We start from the raw sequence: 24,402 nt of genomic DNA, 5'->3' as shown, positions 1-24,402 counted from the left end.
GTCAGTGCTCAGCACAAGAAACCTTGCCACACAAGTCGCGTGTGGACTTGCGGGACAATGCTGAAAGTGCAGCGACCTGACTGCTAACCGCTATCCGCTATTACACAGAGGGTTGGGAGGGAACCGGCATCTCTACGGGAACTTCGGTTTCCACCATCGGCTCTCTGAGTGCTTGTTCCAGCACCTGTATCATATCGTTGACCTTGTGAAAACGGATACCCTCCCGAATTTCAGTTGGAATGTCAACCTCATCTTTTTCATTATCGCTGGGGATGATGATGTCAAAAATACCATTGCGATAGGCAGCGAGTGCCTTCTCCTTCAAGCCACCGATCGGTAGCACCCGACCCCGGAGTGTAATCTCGCCAGTCATAGCGACATCTTTTCGGACAGATTTTCCTGTCAAGGCAGAAAGTATCGCCGTAGCGACAGTGATACCTGCTGAGGGACCATCTTTCGGGACAGCCCCTTCTGGAATGTGAATGTGAATATCGTGCTTCTCAAACTGGTCTTTAGAGATTCCAAAAGATTCCGCACGCGATCGAATGTAGGCGACAGCCGCCTGGACTGACTCACGCATCACTTCCTGAAGTTGTCCAGTCATACTGAGTTTACCTTCGCCGGGCATGGTTGTTGCCTCAACAGAGACGATATCTCCACCAATTTGGGTCCACACCATTCCTGTAGCGACACCGACCTCATCACTCTCCTCAGCCTTTGTGCGTGTCCATTTCGCCGGACCGAGATAATCACTCAAATTCACTGGCGTTATCTCAATATTGAAGTCAGGTTTTTCTTCAGTGACCATTTCCTTCGCTATCTTTCGCATGACAGTCGTAATCGTTCGTTCAAGACTTCGCACCCCAGCTTCGCGCGTGTATTTGTGAATCATCTCAAAGATGGCTTCATCTGTGAAGGTGATATTCTCAGATGAAAGACCATGACGTTCAAGCTGCTTCGGAATAAGTCCATTCGGTGTAAAGGTAGCGATTTTATGCTTCTCAAAATCAGTGTACCCCGGCAATTCAATGATTTCCATCCGGTCTTCGAGTGCCGGTGGAATGGTGACACGGGTATTCGCCGTTGTGATAAACATCACATCAGAAAGATCAAATGCGATATCCATGTAGTGATCCCGGAAAGTTGCATTCTGTTCGGGATCAAGGACTTCAAGGAGTGCCGATGCCGGATCCCCTCGAAAATCTGAACTCAGTTTATCAATCTCATCGAGCAGAAACAGCGGATTTTTTGACTTGACATCCCGGAGTCCTTGGATAATTCGACCGGGAATTGCGCCGATATAGGTGCGTCTATGCCCACGAATTTCGGCTTCATCGCGAACACCACCGAGCGACATCCTAACGAATTTCCTACCTGTGGCACGAGCGACCGACTTACCGAGCGAGGTTTTTCCAACGCCTGGGGGACCGACGAGACAGATAATCGGTCCTTTCAGATGTTTGACGAGTTGCAAAACAGCAAGGTACTCAAGCACATTCTCCTTGGGTTTCTCCAAGCCGTAATGGTCCTCATCAAGGATACGTTCAGCTTCAGGAAGATGGATTTGATGTTCAGTGCTTTCTTTCCAAGGCAACGCGAGTATCCAATCGACATAAGTGCGGATAACCCCAGATTCAGCAGATTGAGGTGGAATCTGTGCAAGCCGATCCAGTTCCTTGAGTGCTTTTTCTTCAGCTTCTTCGGACATTCCGGCGTTTTTCACCTGCTCCCGAAGTTCATCAACCTCGGCGATGTCATCGCGACCGAGTTCCTTCTGGATAACCTTCATCTGCTCCTGCAGGTAAAATTCACGATGTGTTTTCTGAATGGATTCCCGGACCTGATTGTGAATGTCGTCGCGTAACTCGTTTCGCTCTGATGCTTCCTTTAAGAATTGGATAACGAGTTGCAGTCGTTTAATAGGATTGAGTTCATCAATAATGGCTTGACGCTCCGCGGGTGTGAGGTTGAGAAGTCCAGCGATCGTATCAGCAAGGTGTCCGGGTTCTTCCTGTTCTGTAATAGCCCGTTTGACTTCTTCGGAGGTCAAGACGTGGGATTGTGAGCCTTGTCCTTGGTCTTTTTGTCGGACTTTTGCGTAATTACTGAAAAGTTTCTTAGCTTCTTTCATAAGAGGTTCGGCAGCATCTGCCAAACCTATCTCTTCATGAACAATCTGGACATCCGCTCTCAAAAAGTCATCAGTTTTGGTATAGCGGAGAACAATTGCGCGCTGCTCGGCTGCAATAGCGATACGGATAGTACCATCGCCGGGTTCATAAGACTCAATAATATTCGCGACAGCACCAATCGCATGGAGATGTTCGGGGGTTGCTTCTTCTCCCTCGTCCAACTCCACTTTTTGATGGAGGAGGAGTATATGCCGCTTTAAACGCAGGGCTGCATGGGTTGCTGCAACTCCCATTTTACGCGCGACATTCAAAACAGATTTCGTTCTCGGAAAAATAGCGTCAAAATCCGGAGGCAAATAGATAACGGGTAAACTTACCGTTTCATATTCTTTTGTTGCTGTCGAGTTCATGATTTTTATCCTCTTTGGTTATCAGTTCCCAGTTGAAATCAACGGTATTCATGCCGTGTGGCATGAACCGAGTTGTCGGTTAGCGCGTTGTAGTGGTTGCGAACGTTTTACTTGCCACAAAAATCTCTCGTCCGAAAACCGATAACCGAAGACCAATAACCCTTAAGCAGTTTTAAGTTCTTCGGATTTTCTGTAGATAAGTTGCGGTGGCTCATGGTTACGGACAGAGTCTTCAGTAATATGACAGGCTTCAACATCTTCAAGTGAAGGGAGGTGATAGAGCGTATCAAGCATAATTTTTTCAAAAACGGCTCTTAATCCGCGCGCCCCTGTCTCGCGTTCAATCACTTCATCAGCGATAGCAGTTAACGCCGCATCGGTTACGTGGAACTCCACATCCTCGTAAACTAAAAGCTGACGATATTGTTTGACGAGCGCGTTTTTCGGCTCAGTAAGAATGCGAATTAATGCTGGAGCATCCAACTCGTGGAGGGTTGTAACAATCGGGAGCCGACCAATCAACTCCGGTATAAAGCCGTATTTGATGAGATCTTTGGGTGTCACCTGTGCAAGAAGCTCATGAATTTTGGTCTGATCCTTGGATTGTATAGCAGTCCCGAAGCCGATACTCTGTTTGCCAAGTCTATCTTTAACCGCCTTTTCGACGCCAATAAAAGTCCCGCCGCAGATAAACAAGACCCTATTGGTATTCACCTCAATCATCTCTTGGTGTGGATGCTTCCGCCCCCCGCGTGGTGGGACATTTGCTGTTGTGCCTTCAAGAATCTTAAGCAATGCCTGCTGAACGCCTTCACCAGAAACATCACGAGTAATTGAAGGGTTCTCGGATTTACGCGTAATTTTATCAATTTCATCAATATAAATGATGCCAGTTTCGGCGCGTGCGACATCACCATCCGCCGCTTGGACCAATTTCAGGATGATATTCTCAACGTCTTCACCAACATAACCGGCTTCAGTCAACGTCGTTGCATCAGTAATAGCGAACGGTACATCTAAAACCTTAGCGAGCGTCTGGGCGAGTAGCGTTTTTCCTGTACCTGTTGGACCTATGAGCAAGATATTGCTTTTATCTAATTCAACTTCATCTGTCGTTTCGCCGTGGTGTAGACGTTTATAGTGATTATAAACAGCAACAGATAAACTTTTTTTCGCTTGCTCTTGACCTATTACATATTCATCAAGTTTTGCTTTTATTTCTTCGGGTGAAGGCGGTTTTGAGAGTGTTTCTTGTTGATCCTGTGCTTGGGGGCGAGTTGCGCTTTCAGTGTCTGCTTCGCGCCGTCCACTGCTCTGTCTTCTTGCCTGTCTCTGCTGCTCGCGACCCACTCCGTGGTGTTCCTGCTGATCTTTTTCCATCGAGACATCAAAACTGCCATCTGGATTTTGATGGGCGAGAATGTCGTTACAGACAGTAATACACTCAGCAAGACATTTCTCACAGATATCTGCCTCAAGCCCATTAAAGAGCCTTTCAACTTGGGTATTATCGCGTCTACAAAAGGCACAAGAAGCCTCTTCCGCAGTGGATGCAGATAACCGGACAATACATTCAACGCAAATATTCGCTTCCCTGCCTTGAAGGAGGCGACGAACTTGTGTACTATCGCGTTGGCAGAAAGAACAGAATAACTCACGCTGGATGGATTGTGACATATAGAGTTCTCCTCTCTATGAGCCATCAGGTCGCTGCGCTTTCAACAGTCAGACAAGAAGAAATGTACTAAAGTATGGTTAAGGTGAATTAAAGTTGTTGGGACACACATACAACTTTACGGACTTTAGAACACTTTCAACTGGCAAACTTTCTACGACTCTGTAGCACGTTGGGAAACAACTTGGTCGACCAAACCGTATTCAAGTGCCTGTCCGGCAGTCATATAAAAATCTCTGTCGGCATCGGTAGCGATTTTCTCAACAGCTTGACCAGTATGTTGCGCTAAAATTGTATAAAGCCGATCGCGCTCTTGTAAAATTTCGTTTGCATGGATACTAATGTCGGAGGCTTGTCCGCCAATACCACTTGCCATGGGTTGGTGAATGAGTGCTTTTGCATGTGGTAGCGCGTAGCGTTTGCCCGGTGCACCCGCAGCGAGCAAGATAGCCCCCATACTATAGGCTCTCCCCAGACACCAAGTTTGTACATCTGCTTTGATGTACTGCATTGTATCGTAGATTGCCAAACCGGCAGAAACAGAACCACCCGGCGTGTTAATATAGAGTACAATGTCGGCATCAGGATCCTTTCCCTCGAGGAAAAGCATCTGTGCGGTTACGATGTTTGCGACGGCATCATCATCAATCGGTGTCCCAATCATGATAATACGGTCTTCAAGCAGGCGAGAATAAATATCATAAGAGCGTTCGCCTCGGCTTGTCTGTTCAACAACGACAGGTATCAAATTCATATTTTAACTAACCACTAACTACCAATCACCGATAACTGATAACTATTCCTTAGGTAATGATAAGCGACTGTTTGGCGGAGGCACGCTGAATTAGGAACTGATAGATTTTTTCGTGTTGTAACTGCCCTCGGAAATCCTCCAATCGATTGCTTGATTTGAGAAGCGCAGCATATTTTTGAGCGTCCCGATTTTGTTGCTCAGCGGCGCGCCGAATCTCGTATTCCAGTTCATCATCGGATACGAAGATGCCTTCTTTCTCAGCGATAGTCTCAAAAATCCATGACTGCTTCGTTTGCTGAATGACATCCCTCCGCAATTCCTCAGGGAGTGTTTCCATGTCAATTCCAGCCTCTTCGGGCGTTCTATGTTCATTTTGCAACTGTCGTTGGAGGTTCTGAAGTGTTTGTTGCACATACTGATCCACTAAAGGTTCAGGAATAGCGATATCGGTCTTTTCAATGAGTTGCGTCAGTAACTCCGCTTTCTGCTTATCAACGTGTATACTGGTCTCCTCCTCAACAAGATTGTTCCATATTAATCCATAGAGTTGAGAGTAACTTTCATACCCCAAATCCTTCGCAAACTCATCATCTAAATCGGGAAGATGTTTCTGCGTGATAGCATGCAGTGCAATTTCATAGTGGGCAGACTTTCCTGCAAGTTCTGGGTTGCTGTGTTCTTGCGGAAACCCAATATCCACAGATTTTGTATCCCCGATTTGCATACCAAGCAACGCCTGCTCAAGTTTTTCGTGTATCGCACCGACACCGAGTTCTATATCAACATCTTGTCGCGATTCAGGGTCAACACGCTCACCGTCAAGTAAGCATTCCCAATCTATACGTACACAGTCTTTTTCTTCCACTGATCGTTCAACCTCAAGTGGTTCGTAAGTAGCAGATTGGGCTTGTAATCGTGTAATATAGGCATCAACATCTTCACGAGGCACATCAACGGGGTTTTTATCGGTTTCGAGTTCGTCGTAATTTGGGAGATGGATACTGGGTCGGGTGTCAACAGTCGCTGAAAACGCGAGCGGTTGGTTTTCTTTAACTTGCAATTCATTGAGTGGTGGCTCAAAAATAGGCTGTGAAAGCGGATTGAGTCTTTCTCTATCAACCGCATCTTCGTAAGCAGGTACGATGAGATACCGGACAGCTTCACTACTAACGTATTCGGGAAATCGAGATTTAAGGATAGCTACAGGGACGCGCCCTTTGCGAAAACCGGGAATAGAGACTTGTGACCGCAGCGTCTCATAAGTTTCAGCCAACGCCGTGTTAACATCTTCAGAAGGAACCTCTATATTGAGACGAACTCGCGTGGCATCTAACCTTTCAGTTTGAACTTTCAAGTCTTTTGTCCTCATGCCGAGCCCTTAAAGCCCGGATACTTTAAATCACTGACTAAAAATCTGCGACTATGGGCGAGGAGGGACTTGAACCCTCACGAGGCGTAACCCCAATAGATCCTAAGTCTATCCTGTCTACCAATTCCAGCACCCGCCCAAATTTTGCCCCGGGGAAGCCCACACGGGCTTCATACCCGGTTCATGCCCATAAGGCATGAATACCGTTGATTCTGATTTGGAATGCCACACACGCATTCTGACGTTGATTTACGCGGAAACCAAATTTACCTTTGTCTTACATTCGTCGAATATTATAAGCGATGCGCCGTGAAGGAATCGAACCTTCAACCGCCTGATTAAGAGTCAGATGCTCTGCCAATTGAGCTAACGGCGCGTCTGCCCAGTATCTTTACCACTGGAGAGGGTCTCTACAAGCATTGCTCTTAACTTGTGACGTACTTGGTCTCCCAGTCTATTATTAAGTAACGCGTCGCGAAGGAGCCAAACCGTTAACGCCTCCCGACGTCCGTATACAAACGGGTTCCTTTCCCAGTGATAGAGCGGACCCCGGATACGAATGAGGGTGGATGATGGGATTTGAACCCACGACCACTTGATCCACAGTCAAGTGCTCTACCCCTGAGCTACATCCACCACACTTAGATTTTGCCTTCAGTAGTATGAAAAGCACGCCTAGCAGGAATCGAACCTGCAACCTACGGATTAGAAGTCCGTTGCTCTATCCAATTGAGCTATAGGCGCTTGTGTTAGAAATCTTATTCTGTTTTGAAATCGGGGCGAGAGGATTCGAACCTCCGACCTTCTGCTCCCAAAGCAGACGCGCTAGCCGGGCTGCGCTACGCCCCGAGCTGTATCTACAGCCTACACTTACAAGCAACACAAGCAAAACTGAAGACTACATTTGCTGGTGTAATGGACGTTTGCAAGTTAAACTGTATATCTTTTTCAGTGTTTAAATTATACATCATTTTTTGGGGTCTGTCAAGTTAAATATGAAAATTCTTGTCTTTTTCTTAGACCCATGCTAATATAGTAGACATCGGGAAAAGAAGAGTTACAGGCGCATTCACCTACCCTCTAAAAACCTACATCAATAATGCTTACACCACAATTCCTGAAACAACTTGATCCATTCTACATCCACTCGAAACATCCATTTCGAGGAAAACTCAGAGGCGAACGGCGAAGCCTTAATCGTGGCACAGGTATGGAATTCGCCGACCATCGGGCTTACGAACCCGGTGATGACCTACGGTATGTCGATTGGAACATTTATGCCCGCCTTGGCAGACTCTTTATCAAGCTTCATCATACTGATGAAGACTTGCCCATTGTTCTCCTACTTGACAGGAGCCGATCTATGGAATTTGGCGCACCGACGAAGTTGACATGTGCCAAGCAGGTTGCTGCAGCACTTGGCTATGTCGCTTTAGCACACGCAGACAGCGTTGCAGTTTACACCTGTGCTGAACGCCTCTCGTTAACGCTACCCCCTACATCGGGCAAAGCGCAATTCCCACGACTTACAAGGGCGATCACAGCCATTGCAGCAGGCGGACGCACACGATTGACGGAATGCCTCAAGCAACTTCCCACGTATCAACGACACCGTGGAATGATCGTTGTTTTTTCCGATTTTTTGGACCCAGATAGTTACACAGCAGGTTTTAAATCACTCAGAGGACACGGATTCTCACTCACAGCAATTCACGTGGTAAGTCGAGAAGAAATAGATCCGCAGACATACTTGGAAAATGCAGCTACAGGAAACGATTGGTTGATGGAAGATGCCGAGACGGGTGAAACGAAGGCTATTACAATTAATGCTGAAATCTTAACGCAATACCAAACCCAACAGCAAGCGTTTTGCGATAATCTACAACGTTTCTGTACCGACCAAGGTATCGGTTACGCCCAATTAAAAACTGATACGCCGATTGAAACCTTTGTTCTGGAGGAACTTCACAGAACTGGTTTGATTCAGAGAAATCGATGACTATGGTAGAATTTACAATTCATGAGACATTACGCAGAGGGCGAGGCAACCTCGCCTCTACGGGTGAAGTGCGTAAACCCTAAAGGAGTCGTGGAATGACAATACAAATTCAAGGGATTAATTTATCGCTCCTCCAAGGTGACATAACGAAAACGCGAGTTGATGCTATCGTGAATGCAGCGAACAGCCAACTCGTCGGCGGAGGCGGTGTGGATGGTGCAATACGTCGTGCTGGCGGTGCCGAAATTGAGCGAGCCTGTGCGGAAATTCGTAGACGCGACGGTGGTTGTCCGACGGGTCAGGCGGTCATCACCCCAGGGGGCAATCTTCCTGCAAGATATGTCATTCATACAGTTGGACCCGTCTGGGAAGGCGGTAATTTAGGTGAACCCGAACTGTTAGCGAGTTGTTACCGGGAGAGCCTTCGACTCGCGATAGAAAATGGTATTCAAAGCATTGCCTTTCCCGCCATTAGCACCGGAATTTACGGTTATCCAACGGAGAAGGCAGCAGTCGTTGCGCTGATGGCGGTAAAAGGTTTTGTGCAAGAGGAGAATCCCGTCGCACTCAGGGAGATTCAGTTTGTCCTATTTGACGAGGCGACACACACGCATTATGTGGACGTTATGTCCATCTTTTTCCCAAATTAGGGTTCACACATTAGAAAGCCACCGCTGCTGAAAGTTATCCAAAATTGAACAACCCGAAATTTAGCCGTGCCTCGTTGATTCTTCCGCTTTACATTCCAGCGTTTCTCTTGTCAACAGGCGCGGGTATTGTTTTACCAACGCTCTCCATTTATGTTAAATCGTTTGAGTTATCCTACACATTAACGACTGTTGTCCTTGCTGTCGGAGTGATTGGAAATATCCCAGCAGGTATCTTAGTGGAACGGTTGGGTCGTAAACCCTCAATGTTGCTGGGACTGGTAATGATAGGGGTGTCAACGCTTGGGATGGGGATAGCGACGAATTTCTTCCAACTCATCGGTGCACAATTAATTGGGGGTATCGGAAATGCATTGTGGATGCTCGCTCGGCATGCTTACATGACAGATGTCATTCCAATAGCAAATCGTGGACGAGCGATCGCGCTGTTTGGCGGTGTAAACCGGATGGGCACTTTCGCCGGACAGTTCTGTTCCGTTTTTCTTGGGGTGAATCTCCGCCTGCCGTTCTTCATCTTTGCGGGTATTGTGGTTTTGAATTTTATCCTCTGTCTCTTTTTTATTCCAGAAACACGGCGTTCGACAAACCAAACTGCTGGTAAAAAACTTCCATATCTTAGACATCTCCTCGAAATATCGCGTCACCATGCACGGCTCCTTGCGACTGCCGGCGTGGGACAGGTATGTGTACAAACGCTTCGGCGCGGTTGCAACATCATTATTCCGCTCTATGCCGACGAGGTTGTTGGATTAACAACGCAGCAAGTCCGAGCGGTGGTTATGATTTCCTCAGCAGTGGACATGTCGATGTTCCCCATTGCTGGCTATATGATGGATCAATTTGGTCGAAGATTCGCGACAGTGCCGGGGGTCTGTGTTTTTGCTACAGGAATGATGTTGATGCCGTTTACGGGTACATTTACAGGATTGCTGCTCGCAGCGATCTTCATGCGAATAGGCAACGGTATCGCTTCAGGGACAATGATGACGCTCGGGGCAGACCTCGCGCCACGCGAGGGTACCGGTGAATTCTTAGGTCTGTGGCGACTGACGGGAGATTTCGGTGGTTCTGCGGGACCTGTTATTGTCGGTAACCTTGCCGATTTGTTCGGATTGGGTTATTCTGGCTTCGCTTTGGGAGGCATCGGTTATCTCGCGGTTGGCATTTTTTTGTGGCTGGTCCCGGAGACCTTACGGAAAGAATAATGTTCTCCATCCACCTGCTTGGCAAGGAAAGAGCCCGCAAACTAAAGTGTGAGGAAGGTTGCAGGCGGAGAACCGTCTCACCCTCAACCATCCTAATAAGGAAAATTGTCCAAAGTGAGATGTCTTTTTAACCGATCAGTTTCTCAGTTTGTTGGAAAATGCCGGGAAAGGGGCTCGAACCCTTACGCGCGTAATGCACACTAGACCCTGAACCTAGCCTGTCTACCAATTCCAGCATCCCGGCAAGTAATTATAGTATACCCGAATCTCTGTTCATTGTCAAATTAAATCAGAGAGAACGAGTCAGCAGAAATTCGGAATTAAACGTCAAATATAATCAATAAGTCTAATGTAACTGACAGACCGGTTGCAATTTCTACGGATAGGAACGATTTATGGTCGTGACTCTCTGTATAACAAAAAGGAGCACAAATCCATGAGAATGAATATATTTGTCTGTGCGATATTCCTGTTGGGTCTCGTCGCCAATTATAGTTATGCCAAGATTGATCCAGATAGAATCGTCGGTATCTGGCTATTGGACGAAGGCAAGGGTGATGTTGCTGAAGACGCATCTGAAAATGGCCGTGAAGGGACGATTACACAAGGTCAATGGGAAGAAGGTAAGTTCAACGGTGCGCTTGAAATCAAGAAAGGTGGGACTGTTACCATTCCGCTCGGTAAAGGCATTATTGAAGATAAGGTGACTTTTATCCTCTGGTTGCAGTTTACTGACATCGGTGGTCAGCAGAACTATTTCTCTATATGGGATCAGAGCAATAACCGCTATGTGCCTTACAAAAACGGTGGAAACCTCATGCGTAGTTGGACCAATACATGGGATGTCGCCAGTGGTGTGACCGTTAAGGCGGGGACCTGGTATCACGTCGCCAATGTCTATGACGGAGAAACCTGTAATATCTATATTGATGGCGAGGAGAAAGTCTCACAAAAGGTCCCGAAATTCCAACTTTTAGACCAGGACCAGACGGCGTGGCTCGCTACCGATAAAGGGACTGGCTTCCTCTCTGCCACTATTATGGATGATGTTGGACTTTTTAACGATGCACTCACCGAAGATGAAGTTCAGGGGATTATGAATGACGGCATTTATCACACCGCTTTTGCTGTGGAACCGTTGGATAAACTTCCCGTCCTCTGGGGTGAACTGAAGGCGCGATAATGATGTTGAGGTCTCCACGCTTTATCTGGCGCGGAGACCTCTCTTTAGGATTAAGGAACCGGTCGATGCAATATTTCGCTTACGGGTCGAACATGAATCACGATCACATGCAACAACACTGCCCAGGTATTGTTTCCATCGGGAAATTGAGACTTGAAGGCTTTCGCCTCGTTTTCAACTATCACGCCGATATTATCCCGATGGAGGGCTGTTCAGTCCACGGCGGACTCTGGCAAATTACAGAAGTCCATGAAGAAGCCCTTGACCGCTATGAAGGCTATCCAGACTACTACGGCAAATATTACCAAGACAAGGTCATGTTTTACCGGATGGCGCAAGGGGGCGCAGATTCAGAACCACCAGCAAAATGGTATCTGGAAATGGTCATTCAGGGATACTGTGAATTCGGGTTAACGCAAAAAGACTTTGAAGAGAGCCTCGGTGTCAAGCAGCTTGGGTTAACACAGACGGACCTTGAAGAGAGCCTCGGTGTGTCAATGGCTGAATTAGAGGATCTGTTTTTCGCTGCAACAGCCGCTTGTCCCGATGCGTCTCTCCTCTAATTTCAGATGACCCGTTTCGCATATACATAATACGCCCCAATCGCTAACTCACCTGCTTCATCAGCGAATTCGGTATGCATGCGCGTTTGACCGGCAGTAAGGTGAAACGTAAAGGTTACGCCTTTCGCATCCGGTGAAATCTCCTGCGTTGCGGTCTGTTCCCCGACGCGAATTTGTGCCGTTTTTAATGCCAAAGCCTTTCCGCCGTTGTAAAGATCGATATGTTCGCCGGGTATGCCGTCCGTTATTGCTCTATCTTCGGCGAGGGGCCATCGACGTAACTCAAAGCTGTACTCCCCATCTTCGGGAATCTCAATAGCCCAATATCCGTTACATTCCAGCCCTCGGCGAATCATGCCGTGATTCCAAGCCTGTGCTTCTCCGTGCCAATCGTGCGTCGTGATGCAGGCAATGGGTTCGTTTTGCGTCCCGATGACGATGGGACAATCCTCATCAAACCGTTCCGAAACGAGTTTCCACCACACTTCATAATGTTCGCGGAGTTCTGCGACAACCTCTGGGTGTTCATCGGCGATGTCATCTCGCTGTCCAGGGTCCTCTTGAATGTCATACAGCTCAGTGCCGTTGATGAGCCGCCACCGCTGCGACATCGTTGCGCTGTCTTTCCACTTAATTGGGTTCTCAACGCGCTGTGAATCCGTGACGATAACCCGTTCTTCCCACGCCTCGGTCTCACCGTTCAATAACGGGGCAATACTCTTACCGTGGAAACTCGCGCTTGAGGAAACTTCAAGATCACAGAGGTCTATCAGTGTCGGAAGTAAATCGATGTTTGCAGTCAGTTCGTGTACCTCGTGCTTTTCACTGAAACCGCCACCGGGCCAATGCATAAAGAGCGGGACGCGATGCCCACCTTCATAAGGCGATCCTTTTTTCCCGCGCATTCCGGCGTTGTACCCCGCCCTGACGAACTGCTGTCTATCCAAATCGCATCCCGCAGCAGATCCGTTATCCGTCATGAAGATAAGGATCGTGTTATCCTCAATTCCCAATACCTTGAGGTGATGCCGTAACCGCGCCATATTGTCATCAATGTTGGTTATCATACCCCAGAAATTCGCACGCTCGCCTTGCACACCTTTCCGTCGGTAGACTTCGCCGTAAGCGTCAGGGACACGGAATGGGCCGTGTGGGGCATTGGTAGAGAGGTAACAGAAGAACGGACGGTTCTGACCTTCTCCAGCCTGTCTCTCAATAAACGCCATCGCCTCATCAAACCAGACATCCGTGCAGTAACCGTCAAACGGCTGTTCGGAACCGTTGCGGAAATAGGTGTCGTCAAAATAGTCATTGCCCCAATAGTCCGGGGTTTGACTGATACCGCCGCCGCCGTGGTAGAGTGCTTCGTCAAAGCCTCTGTCGTGTGGACGGAAGGGGTAGTTATCGCCGAGGTGCCATTTACCGAACATACCGGTTTTATAGCCGTTGCGTCGGAAAATATCCGCCATCGTGACCTCGTCGCTACGGAGGAGTGAGCGTCCACCGATGGTATGCCATACGCCTGTAGAGTTGCAGTAGTGTCCCGTCATAATACCGGCACGGGTCGGGGAACAGGTGGGTCCGACGTGTAGGTTCTGCAGTTGTACGCTCTCGTCGGCGAGTGCGTCCAGATTCGGTGTGTTGATAGTGGGATTTCCGGTGCATCCCAAATCGCCGTAGCCTTGGTCGTCGGTGATGACAAAGACGAGATTCGGTGTCGTCTGTTCTGCCACGATTGTATCTCCTTTATTTTTTCTACACAGTTAGCAGATTTGGGCTTGGTTAGATTGAATTTCACAGTTAACATTGTATCATTTTCGAGGGGCGTTGGCAAGGAAAAACCGCGACAGGTTGGGGGTCGCGGTTCGCTTTGTTTGCACTTACTCTAACGGAATAAGCCGTTTCGGACTTGAGAAACTTTATCAAGGCTGACTCTCTAATTCGCAGTAATCACCATTGAGGAAAGATGCCTAAAAGCTGTCTACGATAAAATCCGCGCCCGTATGACCGAATAAAATGCCGAAGGTCGGATATTGTATATCTATAGGGGCAGAAAACGAGAAAGTATGAATCTGTCTTTGAAAGGATAACTGAAAAGGTTTGGAGTAAGTTAGAATATTTGAACGCGCATCTCTGAAGGTAAAAATACAGGTATACCGATAGTCAGAATCATCAGTAATCAGACTTGATGCCTTCGTTGAGAAGGAAACAGTGCAAATTCTATCAGTGTTGTTAGCGTATGCGTCTATTCCTGTCTCCGACAGATCCCAAATGAGAAAAGCGTCATTAGAAGTAAACACTTCTCCACTATGTATCTGCCACGGATCATCCGGTCGAAAAACTTGGTCAGGAGCAAATCGTGTTTCAGCAGGTGATAAACTATAAGGGTTATCGCTATTCAGACTTTGGGCAGATTGTCCGATATAAGGTCCTTCAAGCTGAAGTGGACACTGTGTTGTATCCAGTATGGCGTTTAAATCTGGTGTGTGTGGGTCGCAACTTGCTATTAACACTACAACTATGATGAGACTGAAAAACTTGAAACATCTAAATATCATCTTGAATTCTCCTTTGATCAGAGGGTCGCAAAGTGGCAAGATGAAGAAACGTGGGTAGAATTGCGCACGAACCAAGAGAGTTAGCGTAAAACGCCTTGTGCTTTTAAGCGTGAAATCAACTCGGCTTGTGTGCCTCGTCCCTTTGTGGAGTTGCATGCACCGCAGAGGAGTTGTAGGTTGTCCTCATGGTCGGTGCCGCCTTGTGATCTCGGCACGATGTGGTCAACTGTCATATTTCTAAATGGAAATTGTGTCCTGCATCCGTTACATAAGCCTTCCTGCTTACCGAACAGCGTATGCTTGTGTGTACGATAATTGGGTAATTTCTCACTCCTTTTGGGAATATCTGTTCGGTGGATGACCTTTCCGAGAAGTCCAACCTCGTTCTCTAAGCGCACTCGCACAAGATCAACGGCTTTGGGCGATATATCAATACCGATCCATTGACGTTGTAGCCTTTCTGCCGCGACACAGGTTGTGGCACATCCACAGAACGGGTCTAATACGACGTTATCTTTCTCGCTACTTGCCTTGATGATGCGTTCTAATAACGCGACGGGTTTTTGGGTAGGGTAGCCGACGCGTTCTTTGGATTTGCTTGCAACCGGATTTATATCTGTAATGACATCATGTACTTTTCGCCCTTTTGATATTGATAGATAACGCTTGAATCTTGGCACCCTTCCTCTTGGGGGCCAATAAATCAAACCGGCAGCGTCCAAAGCATCCAGTCTTTCATGAACTGAGAGTTCTTCGTAATTATCGGGCGGTTCTACACCTTCTGGCCACGCTGATCTCTGGGGAGTGCTCCAGTTTCTACCGACAAGACTCGGATCTATACCGCGCCAAGGTTGACCAGACTCCCCTTTTTCCGTGACACTTCCGCCAGTAAGATTATCGACTTGGAAAAGTCCCCTTTCGTCGCTATGACGATAAGTTCTCTGGACGTACTCTGGATCGTGTTCGGTATAGACATCATTCCATACCCTTTGGCTACTTCTGCTATAAAATAGTATTGTGTCGTGAACCCTACCGAACTGCTTACCAAGACCATGTGTATTTGTGCGTTGCCACACAACTTCATTCCGAAAGTTATTCTTCCCAAACACTGCATCCATTACACTTTTGAGATAATGGCTCGCAGTCGGATCGCAGTGCAGGTATATGCTGCCAGTCTTTTTGAGAACACGCTGCATCTCCAACAACCGCACCGCCATCATAATCAGGTAAGACTTCATGCCTTTGCCATGTGTGAGCTCGGCTGCGTGTATTGCTTGATACAGCGCGGGTTGGCGGTCAGCGATTTCGCCGTGCCATGCGTTATCTACATCGGAGAGCGTCCAAGTGTCTTTGAACGCTGCGCCTGCTGCGTCGCTGCCGATAGGTGCTGCGTAGTTGCGGTTGGAATTGAAGGGTGGGTCAAGATAGATCAGGTCAATGGATTCTGTGTCTATACCACGCAAGACGGGTAGGTTGTCGTTTGAGAAGATGGTTCGGTTTTGGACATTCATGGGGTTTTGTTATCGGGGTTGAAAACCGCTCCTGCACGATAGGTCAATTATGGGCAGATTATATATACTTCTTAATTGTGGTTATAAGTTCCGCATCTCCTGCTTCTTGTGCTAAACTGAGTGCTTTCTGAAAATCTTGTTCTGCCTCTGCCGTGCGTCCTAATTTCTTTTTGGAAAGCCCACGGTTGAAGTATACATCTGCCTCTTTGGAATTTATGCGAATAGCCGCGTCGAAGTCAAGTACAGCAGCTTCATGGTGTCCTAGACGTGCTTTATCGGCTCCTCTATTGTTGTATGCTGCGTCATTTTCAGGTTCTAAACGGATGACCATGTCCAGGTCGGATATGGATTCAAAATGTTGTCCTATCTCGCTTTTTGCAAGGGAACGATTGCGATAGGCGTTTACATACCCTGAGTCAAGTCGAATAGCCTCATCATAGTCCGAGATAGCCTCTTGAGGGTGTCCTAATTTGTATTTTGCGAGACCTCTGTTATGATAGGCGAGTGCAAGGTTAGGGTCTAAACGAATAGCCTCGTCAAAATCGGAGAGGGCTTCAAAATATTGTTCTAAACGGCTTTTTGCGGCACCTCTGCCATTATAGGCACGGGCATATTTAGGGTCTAAACGGATCGCCTCGTCAAGCGTAGATATAGCAGTGCTATAATACTTTTGTTCATATAATTGTTTACCTTTATCAAAGTAGTTTTTTGCTGATTTGTCAACGTTCTTAGGGGAATTATCTTTTTTCATCTGACTATTCCTACGCGGCTTCGGATTGTTGATCATCTGTTAAATTTCTTCGTATGACATCTTTATCCGATTCTTCTCTGCTTTCAGCGGGGATTTTAGTTGCTACATCAGCAGTTGTATTAACCGTCTTCTTACGGTTTTGCAAGGAATAAATTAGCAAACCAACAAGAAGAGGGGCACCAAATATTGTAATACTCCATTTTATAACGGTCAATTGTCCGTTTATAAAGGCAACATCTGTGTTAAGTTCATCAATCTTCTTGTCAAGTTCACCAAATTTTTCATCAATTTTCTTGTCAAGTTTTTCAAATCTTTCGTCTACATGCTCACGTATTTCTTCTTTAGATTTGTCTATCCTATCAATAATCTGCATAAATTGGGATTGTGACAGGGCGGCATCAGATTGTTGCTCCTGCTGTGCATAAGCAGTAAAGGCGATCGAAAAAATAAAGAGTACTCCGAAAATGCTCCACAGCATTACGCGTCCGTTCAACATCATCATTTTCCTTGAGTTAATAGATTCGTCTTAAAAATGTTACACTAAAGTTACACCCGTGTATCATTAGGGTGTGTTGCCTACAACGTTAAAGAAACCAGTCCCCGTAAGGGTTCGTTGACGTTTAATTTCCGATTTTCTCTTGTGTGAAAAAAAGCAATTTTGCCAAAAGTGTAACATTTTAGCGATTGTGAACTTTCCAAGATTAACGTCTAACTTATTCCCAGTGTAGTATAATTATATCATACTTTCGGATAGGTGTCAAGTTTTTTCGTTTTTTCATCGGATGTCGGGGAATTATGTTGGGTTTTGCTCGCGCTCCACCCAACCTACTCCCCATAAACTCAAACTTGATACAGCATTCACTTACTGCAACGCCTTTTTGATGCGATCCAATCCGCGGTTAATCTCCGTCAATGAAGTCGCAAAGGAGAGTCGCAAATGATTGTCGGCACCGAAACCGTCTCCCGGCACAACACCAACACCTGCAGAATTTAATAAATAATCGGTCATATCCATCGAATTTTCGACCTTGTTCCCACCAAGTGTTCTACCATAATGTGCGGAAAAATCGGGGAAGATATAGAACGCGCCTTGTGGTCTGGCATAACTGACCCCTTCAATCTCGTCAAAACGTTGACAGATTACATCTCGGCGTTCCTCAAACGCTTTTCGCATCTCTTCGACAGCGTCTTGCGGTTCATTGAGTGCGGCCAGTGCGGCTCTCTGTGCAATGGATGTCGGGTTTGAAGTGCTATGGGATTGGATACGCGACATCGCCGAAACAGCGTCTTCGGGACCTGCGGTATACCCAATCCGCCACCCTGTCATAGAGTAGGCCTTAGAAACGCCGTTGACAACAAAGGTAATCGCCTTGATCTCTTCATTGAAGGCAGCCGGACTCTGATGGGTTGCCCCGTCGTAAAGCAACGCTTCGTAGATTTCATCGGAGATAAGGTAAATTTGGTGTTTAACGGCAATCTCAGCAATGGCTTTGAGCGTGTCCACATCGTAAGTTGTACCGGTGGGGTTGCTTGGACTGTTAACGAGGATTGCCTTTGTCTTCGGGGTAATGGCTGCTTCGACCTGATCGGGTGCCATGCAGAAGTTCTGTGCGGGGGTCGTCTCAATGACGCTTGGCACTGCGCCTGCAAGTTTAACCTGTTCTGGGTAGCTTACCCAATACGGCGCGGCGAAGATAACCTCGTCGCCTGGGTCGCAGATGGCTTGGAAGATGTTATAGATGGTGTGTTTTGCACCGCACGAGACGATGACTTCAGAGGATTCATAACTCAGTCCGTTGTCCCTTTTGAATTTCTCCGTGATTGCCTCTCGGAGCTCGGGGGTGCCGGGGACTGGGGTGTACTTCGTAAAACCCTCACTGAGTGCTTTGACTGCGGCATCTTTGATATAATCGGGTGTATCAAAATCGGGTTCGCCTGCCCCGAATTTGACAACGTCTACGCCATCGGCAATCAAGGCGTTAATTTTCGCAGTGATTGCTAAGGTAGATGAGGGTGTTACACTTTGACTTCGTTGTGATAATGCGATCATTCTTTCTCCTTTGAAAATAGGTTTTTACGTATAGCTGTCGGTTGAATTGAACGAAGAGAAATTGAATATCAAGTGGAATTGCCGTTTGTCATCAAAGTCCGCATGAACGCCTCCAGGCTCTCTGCTTGTGCGGCTGTCCGGAGTAATTGCTCAAGGCGTTTCAAATCTTCAATACCCTCAAGAGATAGCTTTAAGGTTTGCTCTGCTCCTACGTGGAATCGAGCATCAAGAACGTTAAGGATACTTTTGACAGCATTTTTCCTCTCACCTTGTTCAATACCTTGTTCAATACCTTGTTCAATACCTTGTTGCAGGATATATTGGTAAGTTGATGATTCTAACATGGGTCCCTCCAACAGATGGCGAATTTCGGCAGGATCAACGATCAAACCACTCAAAATCCATTGCCATATCAATAAGTTATTCTGTAGAGCCGGCGCAAGCGGGAGAGCAAACGTCATCTTATGACACTCCTCAACCCATTCAACCCTGGATATGCCTTCCGGTGGTCGCATCAACGGTGTAAATGCTATCAGACTGGTCTGGTCGGTGTCAAAGATGGATTGCCCATCAAACTCGCTTAGTCGGATCACCTGATACTCTATCAGAGCATTATGTCCTGGAAAATCTTGGCTATACTCACCCGGGTCGTTTCCACCGGCATCTGAACGGAGATAGATGGTGAAAGACAAAATCGGCAAGCCGTATCTCTCAAAGCACCTTCCGAAATAGCCCACTTTTCGCTTTAGTATCTCTGATGTACTCTCACGACTCACTTGGAACTCAATATGCACCAAAACTTCTTTATCGTCAACCGCTACTTTCGATAAAATATCCATACGCCGTATTTCAACGGTCGTCAATTCTGTCTCAAGTTGTTCTACGAACTTCAGTCCGGGGATATTGGTGAGTTTCTTCAACAAATCTTCGGTGAACGTCCCGAAGATGTCTTTACTTACAATATCGAACCGGTTGTGAGGTAAGTTTTCAAAGAAGTCGCGTAAGATATTTTGCATACGAAGCCCACACACCGATTTGTCAATGCATATCAGCAATTTTTATTTTCTGAATCACGTATTACGCTGAGGCTTGGTGCTAGCTGGTTTGTATTTGTCACAGTGTCTTCTCAAGTTCCTTCAATAAATTCCGCTGCTTGCGCGACAGCGATCTCGGTATCTCCACAACCAATCGCACCCGTAAATCCCCTTTCCGTCCAGAGGGATCCGTTCCCCCTCGGCCACGCAGACGCAGCTGCTGCCCAGGTTGCGCTCCTGGTGGGACCTTCAGATCCACATCCTCAGTTAGCGTCTTCACCCGAACCGCACCCCCTAATGCGGCAGTTGTCATAGAGATTTTTGCGTCTGTCAGCAGATCTAAGCCATCACGTGTCAACGTCGGATGCGGTTGCACAGAAACTGTCACCAATAAATCGCCGGAAGTACCAATACCGAGAGATTCGCCTTGCCCGCGAATGCGTAAGGTTTTCCCATTCTCAATACTTGGTGGAATTGTAAGGGTGATCCGCTTTCCTCGGACAGTCACCTCTTTCTTGCTACCCAATACGGCATCCCCGAAAGGGATACTGATGTTCATACGAATGTCGCGTCCACGTGTGGGAGCGGTTGTGCGTCGTTGTCCAAAAGCATCACCAAACGCATCGCCGAACCCACCGAATCCACCAAACCCACCGCGCCCAAAAATATCGTCGAGGTTCAGATTCGCGAAGATGTCGTCCATCGTCGTATAACCTTCAAATCCCATATTGTTCACGCCAGCATGCCCGCGCGTATCATAGACGCGTCGCTTCTCTGGATCAGAAAGGACCGAATAGGCATTCGATGCTTCCTTGAATTTCTCTTCTGCCCCTTTGTCACCCGGATTTTTATCCGGATGATACTGAACAGCAAGTTTGCGATAGGCTTTTTTAATCTCTTCTGGAGTTGCTCTTCGGTCTACACCGAGGATTTCGTAGTAATCTCTCATAAATATGTTATCTTGTAAAGGCTGCGCGGTACATACGCAATTATCTTAAAGCATCACTATGACCGATGCGACATCATGTAAAGATTGGTGTTGTTTGACCAGTCGCGTTCCGAATTGAAGGGCTGCTCTTTCTATACGTAATTTCCGAGACATATCAGCGATACCTTCTATATCTTTGACATGCGCGGCACCGATGAGACGACGTAGCATTTCCAATCCTGCAAACCCAACTGCATCGTGAAAGATATTCTGCAATATTTGCGCCTTCAACGCAGCATTAACCATTTTGAACTCAGCACTATAGGTATGCCACGTTTGCACAATCGCCGCTTTAAGTGCCGATTGGACGCGCAAGGCACCTTGATGCGAAAAATAGGATAACAGATAATTCGCCCAATATAATCCGAGGTCAAACCCAACGGGACCGTAAAAGGCAAATTCGGCATCAATAACTTTAGCTGTGTCGTCTTGGACCAGAACGCTACCTGTATGTAGGTCACCATGGGTAACGCCCTGCTGCGCAGTCAGAAAAACCTGTTTTAGATGCGCTGCCCGCTGCAAAAAGTCCGTATCCATTTTCAACTGCTGAACATCAGACGCTAATCCGGGAGTCCAGAAGTTCGTCTCGTGTTCAGTATAGGGAAAGGTGAACACATAATCGGCAGTTATCAACTGCATAGTGGTGTTGGCAAACTGCTGTTTATAGTGCTGCGCGGTCTTACTATCAAGGTTCTCAACATACGTCTGACTATGCACAACCGCCATAAACCGTCCAATTTGTTCAGGGATTGTGAGGTCCACTATACCAGCAATCAGATCGTCTCGGAGCACGTGTGCGTCTCGGAGGTCTTCCATCGCTATGACCGCCATATCTGCATCAAAGCTGTATTGCACAGGCACAGCCCCACTCACCAACCGATTGTAAACGTCCAATGCGCGGGATTCATAAATCAAACGTTTGGTAGATAATGGGTAATCGGGCCCCAATATCTTAATATATGGTGGGGCATGTTTTAAGACGAGAGAATGCTCTGGGCGCGTTGCATCCGAGACGCGATAGACTGTATTAAGGTTCCCATCACCAATCTCTTCTATGTGGAACTCCGTATCAGGTTCAAATGCACCTATCTCCGTCCCTCGTCTACACAAGTAGTCTTGGAGAGTCGCAAGGGTGAGTTCCATATCTTTTTCACCCGACTATAACAGCAGGTTCTCAGCTATCTGAATAGCATTTAAGGCTGCGCCTTTCCGTAAGTTGTCCGCAACGACCCAAAGATTCAAACCGTTTTCTATCGAGGCATCATCCCGGATTCTACCTACGTAAACATCATCTTTGCCTGCAGCATCTATAGCAAGTGGGTACTGCTGATTGCTCGGATCATCCACAAGTTTCACACCCGGAGCAGTGGCGAGACATTCTCTCGCTTCAGCTGCGGTGAGTTTTCCGTGTGTTTCAAGGTTTATGGATTCGGAATGTGCGTAGAAGACTGGGACTCGAACGGTTGTAGCAGAGACCCCAATTGTGTCATCGGCGAGTATTTTCCGAGTCTCATTGATCATTTTGACCTCTTCCTCATTGTCCCCGCCATCTAAAAAGGGCCAATCAAAGGCGACGTTGAACGCCATCTGGTGTGGAAATTTATCTAAAGTAACCGGTATCCCTTCGAGAGCGTCCTTTGTTTGCTGAACCAATTCTATAACAGCGCGTCCACTTTTGCCAGAAACGCTCTGATAGGTCGAAACAACGATCCTCTTGATACCAACGGCATCATAAATTGGTTTAAGTGCTACCATCATCTGAATGGTGGAACAATTCGGATTGGCAATGAGTCCGTTATGTGTCCGTGCAGCATCCATATTAACTTCAGGGACAACCAATGGTGTGTCTGGATCCATACGGAAGGCACTTGTGTTGTCAATGACGAGTGCTCCTTTTTCGACAGCTGTCGGAATGAACTCGCGACTGACAGACCCACCCGCCGATGAAAAGACGACATCCACATCTCCAAAGGAATCATGCGTTAATTCTTCAACGATAATTGGGGCATCTTTAAAGGACAGAATCTCACCAGCGGAACGGTGCGATGCCAGAAGTTTCAAGGAGGCAATAGGGAAGCCTCGTTCTTCTAAAATTTGCAACATCGTGTTGCCGACAGCACCGGTCGCGCCTACAACTGCTACACGATAACTTTCATGCATTTTTGATATTTTCCTTTATTGTGTTACTCAAGCGGAATCTTCAGTAAACTATATTTTATTAATTTTACCACAAACGTACCGCTTAAAGCAAATATTTCGGTCAAGCCACTCAATATCGGCAGGCAAAGGAACTATTGAAAATCAATCATTCCGCTAAAAATTTGATTTATGGCTGTAAAGAAAAAATTTGACAAATTCCGCAATCTATGGTATTAATTTTAACATTCGGCATCGAATTCTATGCTTTCGTTTGCGGGATGTAGGCGGAAACTAATGGCGTTATTGAAAAATAAACTTGTTATTCACCTAAAAATGTAGTATAATGATATTACACTTGCTGGATAGGAATACGACCTCTCTCATTTGAGAGAGTCCTATCCTCACCAGTCGTATGGTGTGTGGCGGGTGTCAAGTGAGACCTTGTAAAAAACATGTATCGGTAGCAGTTCACGCGTAAGTTTCGGAGCGGAGGTGAAAGCCAGCACGTTGCATTACTGCTACTCTCCTTTTTTTTTGTAGGCAGGAATAGCCGTGAAAGTTTCCGCACGATATGCCCTTACCTATTTCTTTCAGGGTATAGGGGAATTGCCTACGGGTGGAGCGATACTAAGACGGTTGACTCTTTGAGAAAACCGCAGTTGCTACGAAGCCGAAGCCCCAATCTTCAGGTTGTGGGTGCTATTCATCTTGACATATCTATATTTGTATAGTATAATATAATTACTACTATTAGTTTTTTGTTAAATCCAATTTACGCTCGATATGGGAGAACCCACGTTTCTTAATTATTTAGCAGACGTATTGTTTTCTTGTTCGGGCTGAAAATTAGAGGAACATTTGACATGGCAAAATTAATGAAGAACGATGTCGTCAGCAGTATTGTCGAACAGACGGGTCTTAGCAAGAAAGAGGCAACAGCCGCTGTTGACGCTTTTGCTGCGACTGTTTGCGATGCTTTGAGTAACGGCGATTCCGTTGGGTTGATCGGTTTCGGAACATTTGAAGCCAAAGTTCGGCCAGCCCGTACAGGTCGCAATCCACAGACTGGCGAACCGCTCAGTATTCCTGAGAAGACCGTCCCTGTCTTCAAAGCTGGTAAGAAGCTTCGCGACGCTGCTGCCTAAGATTAGCGGTTATTTCGCTCAGTTTCTGGGAAAAGCCGCGGGGCTATGCCCCGTTTCCGAATCGGGGGTAGCTGCGGCTTTTCCACGTTACATCTACCATCAACTATTTTAACCACTTTCTCGACAGAGACTGCCCTTGCCAAATATTTCAATACGACTATCGGCTAACCTTCGCCACAATTTTTTGTATTCATCATCTTTTGCGAGGGCATGTGTCTATTTCCGGTTTGTCCGATCTGTAGTTTCGCTTGTCTACTTTTCGCACTAT

Annotated in this window: 20 protein-coding genes and 6 tRNA genes; 6 read left to right on the top strand and 20 right to left on the bottom strand. The window is 46.8% G+C overall.

The features are described from left to right. Positions 1-100 precede the first annotated feature (100 nt). The 9 genes from lon to OXN25_15345 all read right to left on the bottom strand — a co-directional run bounded on the left by lon (position 101) and on the right by OXN25_15345 (position 7,189). Positions 101-2,542, bottom strand: coding sequence for an endopeptidase La (lon, locus tag OXN25_15385; protein MDE0426235.1), 2,442 nt, complete (start codon positions 2,540-2,542; stop codon positions 101-103). A 162-nt stretch (positions 2,543-2,704) separates the two neighbouring features. Then, positions 2,705-4,219, bottom strand: coding sequence for an ATP-dependent Clp protease ATP-binding subunit ClpX (clpX, locus tag OXN25_15380; protein MDE0426234.1), 1,515 nt, complete (start codon positions 4,217-4,219; stop codon positions 2,705-2,707). A gap of 152 nt (positions 4,220-4,371) precedes the next feature. Next, positions 4,372-4,965: an ATP-dependent Clp protease proteolytic subunit gene (locus OXN25_15375; GenBank protein MDE0426233.1), complete on the bottom strand. Its 594-nt coding sequence runs from the start codon at positions 4,963-4,965 to the stop codon at positions 4,372-4,374. A 55-nt stretch (positions 4,966-5,020) separates the two neighbouring features. Next, entirely contained in the window at positions 5,021-6,325 is a 1,305-nt protein-coding gene (gene tig, locus OXN25_15370; protein ID MDE0426232.1) for a trigger factor, read from the bottom strand. Positions 6,326-6,394: 69 nt separating this feature from the next. Next, positions 6,395-6,479: transfer RNA gene (locus tag OXN25_15365), tRNA-Leu, on the bottom strand. 164 nt (positions 6,480-6,643) lie between these two features. Further along, positions 6,644-6,716 (bottom strand) — tRNA-Lys (locus tag OXN25_15360). Positions 6,717-6,904: 188 nt separating this feature from the next. Then, positions 6,905-6,976, bottom strand: a tRNA-His gene (locus OXN25_15355). 34 nt (positions 6,977-7,010) lie between these two features. Then, positions 7,011-7,084, bottom strand: a tRNA-Arg gene (locus OXN25_15350). 30 nt (positions 7,085-7,114) lie between these two features. Further along, positions 7,115-7,189: transfer RNA gene (locus OXN25_15345), tRNA-Pro, on the bottom strand. 250 nt (positions 7,190-7,439) lie between these two features. Here OXN25_15345 and OXN25_15340 point away from each other — a divergent pair. The 3 genes from OXN25_15340 (at position 7,440) to OXN25_15330 (ending at position 10,212) form a co-directional block, all read left to right on the top strand. Next, positions 7,440-8,339 carry a DUF58 domain-containing protein gene (locus OXN25_15340; protein MDE0426231.1) on the top strand — a complete coding sequence of 300 codons (900 nt, stop codon included), beginning with the start codon at positions 7,440-7,442 and terminating at the stop codon, positions 8,337-8,339. A gap of 95 nt (positions 8,340-8,434) precedes the next feature. Further along, on the top strand, positions 8,435-8,989 hold the full coding sequence (locus OXN25_15335; GenBank protein MDE0426230.1) for an O-acetyl-ADP-ribose deacetylase: 555 nt from the start codon (positions 8,435-8,437) through the stop codon (positions 8,987-8,989). A gap of 44 nt (positions 8,990-9,033) precedes the next feature. Next, entirely contained in the window at positions 9,034-10,212 is a 1,179-nt protein-coding gene (locus OXN25_15330) for an MFS transporter (GenBank protein ID MDE0426229.1), read from the top strand. Positions 10,213-10,371: 159 nt separating this feature from the next. On the opposite strand, the gene OXN25_15325 is transcribed toward OXN25_15330, so the two are convergent. After that, positions 10,372-10,456, bottom strand: a tRNA-Leu gene (locus tag OXN25_15325). A 192-nt stretch (positions 10,457-10,648) separates the two neighbouring features. On the opposite strand from OXN25_15325, the gene OXN25_15320 reads away from it, so the two are divergent. Continuing rightward, positions 10,649-11,395, top strand: coding sequence for a LamG domain-containing protein (locus OXN25_15320; GenBank protein MDE0426228.1), 747 nt, complete (start codon positions 10,649-10,651; stop codon positions 11,393-11,395). A 65-nt stretch (positions 11,396-11,460) separates the two neighbouring features. After that, a complete protein-coding gene (locus tag OXN25_15315) occupies positions 11,461-11,958 on the top strand; it encodes a gamma-glutamylcyclotransferase (GenBank protein ID MDE0426227.1) in 498 nt (165 codons plus the stop codon). 2 nt (positions 11,959-11,960) lie between these two features. On the opposite strand, the gene OXN25_15310 is transcribed toward OXN25_15315, so the two are convergent. The 10 genes from OXN25_15310 to OXN25_15265 all read right to left on the bottom strand — a co-directional run bounded on the left by OXN25_15310 (position 11,961) and on the right by OXN25_15265 (position 23,010). After that, a complete protein-coding gene (locus OXN25_15310; GenBank protein MDE0426226.1) occupies positions 11,961-13,691 on the bottom strand; it encodes an arylsulfatase in 1,731 nt (576 codons plus the stop codon). Between the two features lie 237 nt (positions 13,692-13,928). Beyond that, positions 13,929-14,516 carry a hypothetical protein gene (locus OXN25_15305; protein ID MDE0426225.1) on the bottom strand — a complete coding sequence of 196 codons (588 nt, stop codon included), beginning with the start codon at positions 14,514-14,516 and terminating at the stop codon, positions 13,929-13,931. Positions 14,517-14,596: 80 nt separating this feature from the next. Next, on the bottom strand, positions 14,597-16,027 hold the full coding sequence (locus OXN25_15300) for a DNA methyltransferase (protein MDE0426224.1): 1,431 nt from the start codon (positions 16,025-16,027) through the stop codon (positions 14,597-14,599). A gap of 58 nt (positions 16,028-16,085) precedes the next feature. Next, positions 16,086-16,778 carry a tetratricopeptide repeat protein gene (locus OXN25_15295; protein ID MDE0426223.1) on the bottom strand — a complete coding sequence of 231 codons (693 nt, stop codon included), beginning with the start codon at positions 16,776-16,778 and terminating at the stop codon, positions 16,086-16,088. Between the two features lie 10 nt (positions 16,779-16,788). Further along, a complete protein-coding gene (locus tag OXN25_15290) occupies positions 16,789-17,280 on the bottom strand; it encodes a hypothetical protein (GenBank protein MDE0426222.1) in 492 nt (163 codons plus the stop codon). 360 nt (positions 17,281-17,640) lie between these two features. Continuing rightward, positions 17,641-18,825, bottom strand: coding sequence for a pyridoxal phosphate-dependent aminotransferase (locus OXN25_15285; GenBank protein ID MDE0426221.1), 1,185 nt, complete (start codon positions 18,823-18,825; stop codon positions 17,641-17,643). Positions 18,826-18,896: 71 nt separating this feature from the next. Then, positions 18,897-19,844 carry a hypothetical protein gene (locus OXN25_15280; protein ID MDE0426220.1) on the bottom strand — a complete coding sequence of 316 codons (948 nt, stop codon included), beginning with the start codon at positions 19,842-19,844 and terminating at the stop codon, positions 18,897-18,899. Between the two features lie 97 nt (positions 19,845-19,941). Continuing rightward, entirely contained in the window at positions 19,942-20,811 is an 870-nt protein-coding gene (locus OXN25_15275) for a J domain-containing protein (protein MDE0426219.1), read from the bottom strand. 45 nt (positions 20,812-20,856) lie between these two features. After that, positions 20,857-21,993, bottom strand: a complete 1,137-nt coding sequence (gene mtnK, locus OXN25_15270) for an S-methyl-5-thioribose kinase (GenBank protein ID MDE0426218.1) — start codon at positions 21,991-21,993, stop codon at positions 20,857-20,859. Positions 21,994-22,008: 15 nt separating this feature from the next. After that, a complete protein-coding gene (locus tag OXN25_15265; GenBank protein MDE0426217.1) occupies positions 22,009-23,010 on the bottom strand; it encodes an aspartate-semialdehyde dehydrogenase in 1,002 nt (333 codons plus the stop codon). Positions 23,011-23,852: 842 nt separating this feature from the next. Here OXN25_15265 and OXN25_15260 point away from each other — a divergent pair. Next, positions 23,853-24,134: an HU family DNA-binding protein gene (locus OXN25_15260; protein MDE0426216.1), complete on the top strand. Its 282-nt coding sequence runs from the start codon at positions 23,853-23,855 to the stop codon at positions 24,132-24,134. Positions 24,135-24,402 lie beyond the last annotated feature (268 nt).

The sequence above is a fragment of the Candidatus Poribacteria bacterium genome, assembly GCA_028820845.1.
GTDB lineage: Bacteria > Poribacteria > WGA-4E > WGA-4E > WGA-3G > WGA-3G.
The sequence above is the reverse complement of the archived record's forward strand: the minus strand, read 5'-3'. Positions and strand labels throughout refer to the sequence as shown.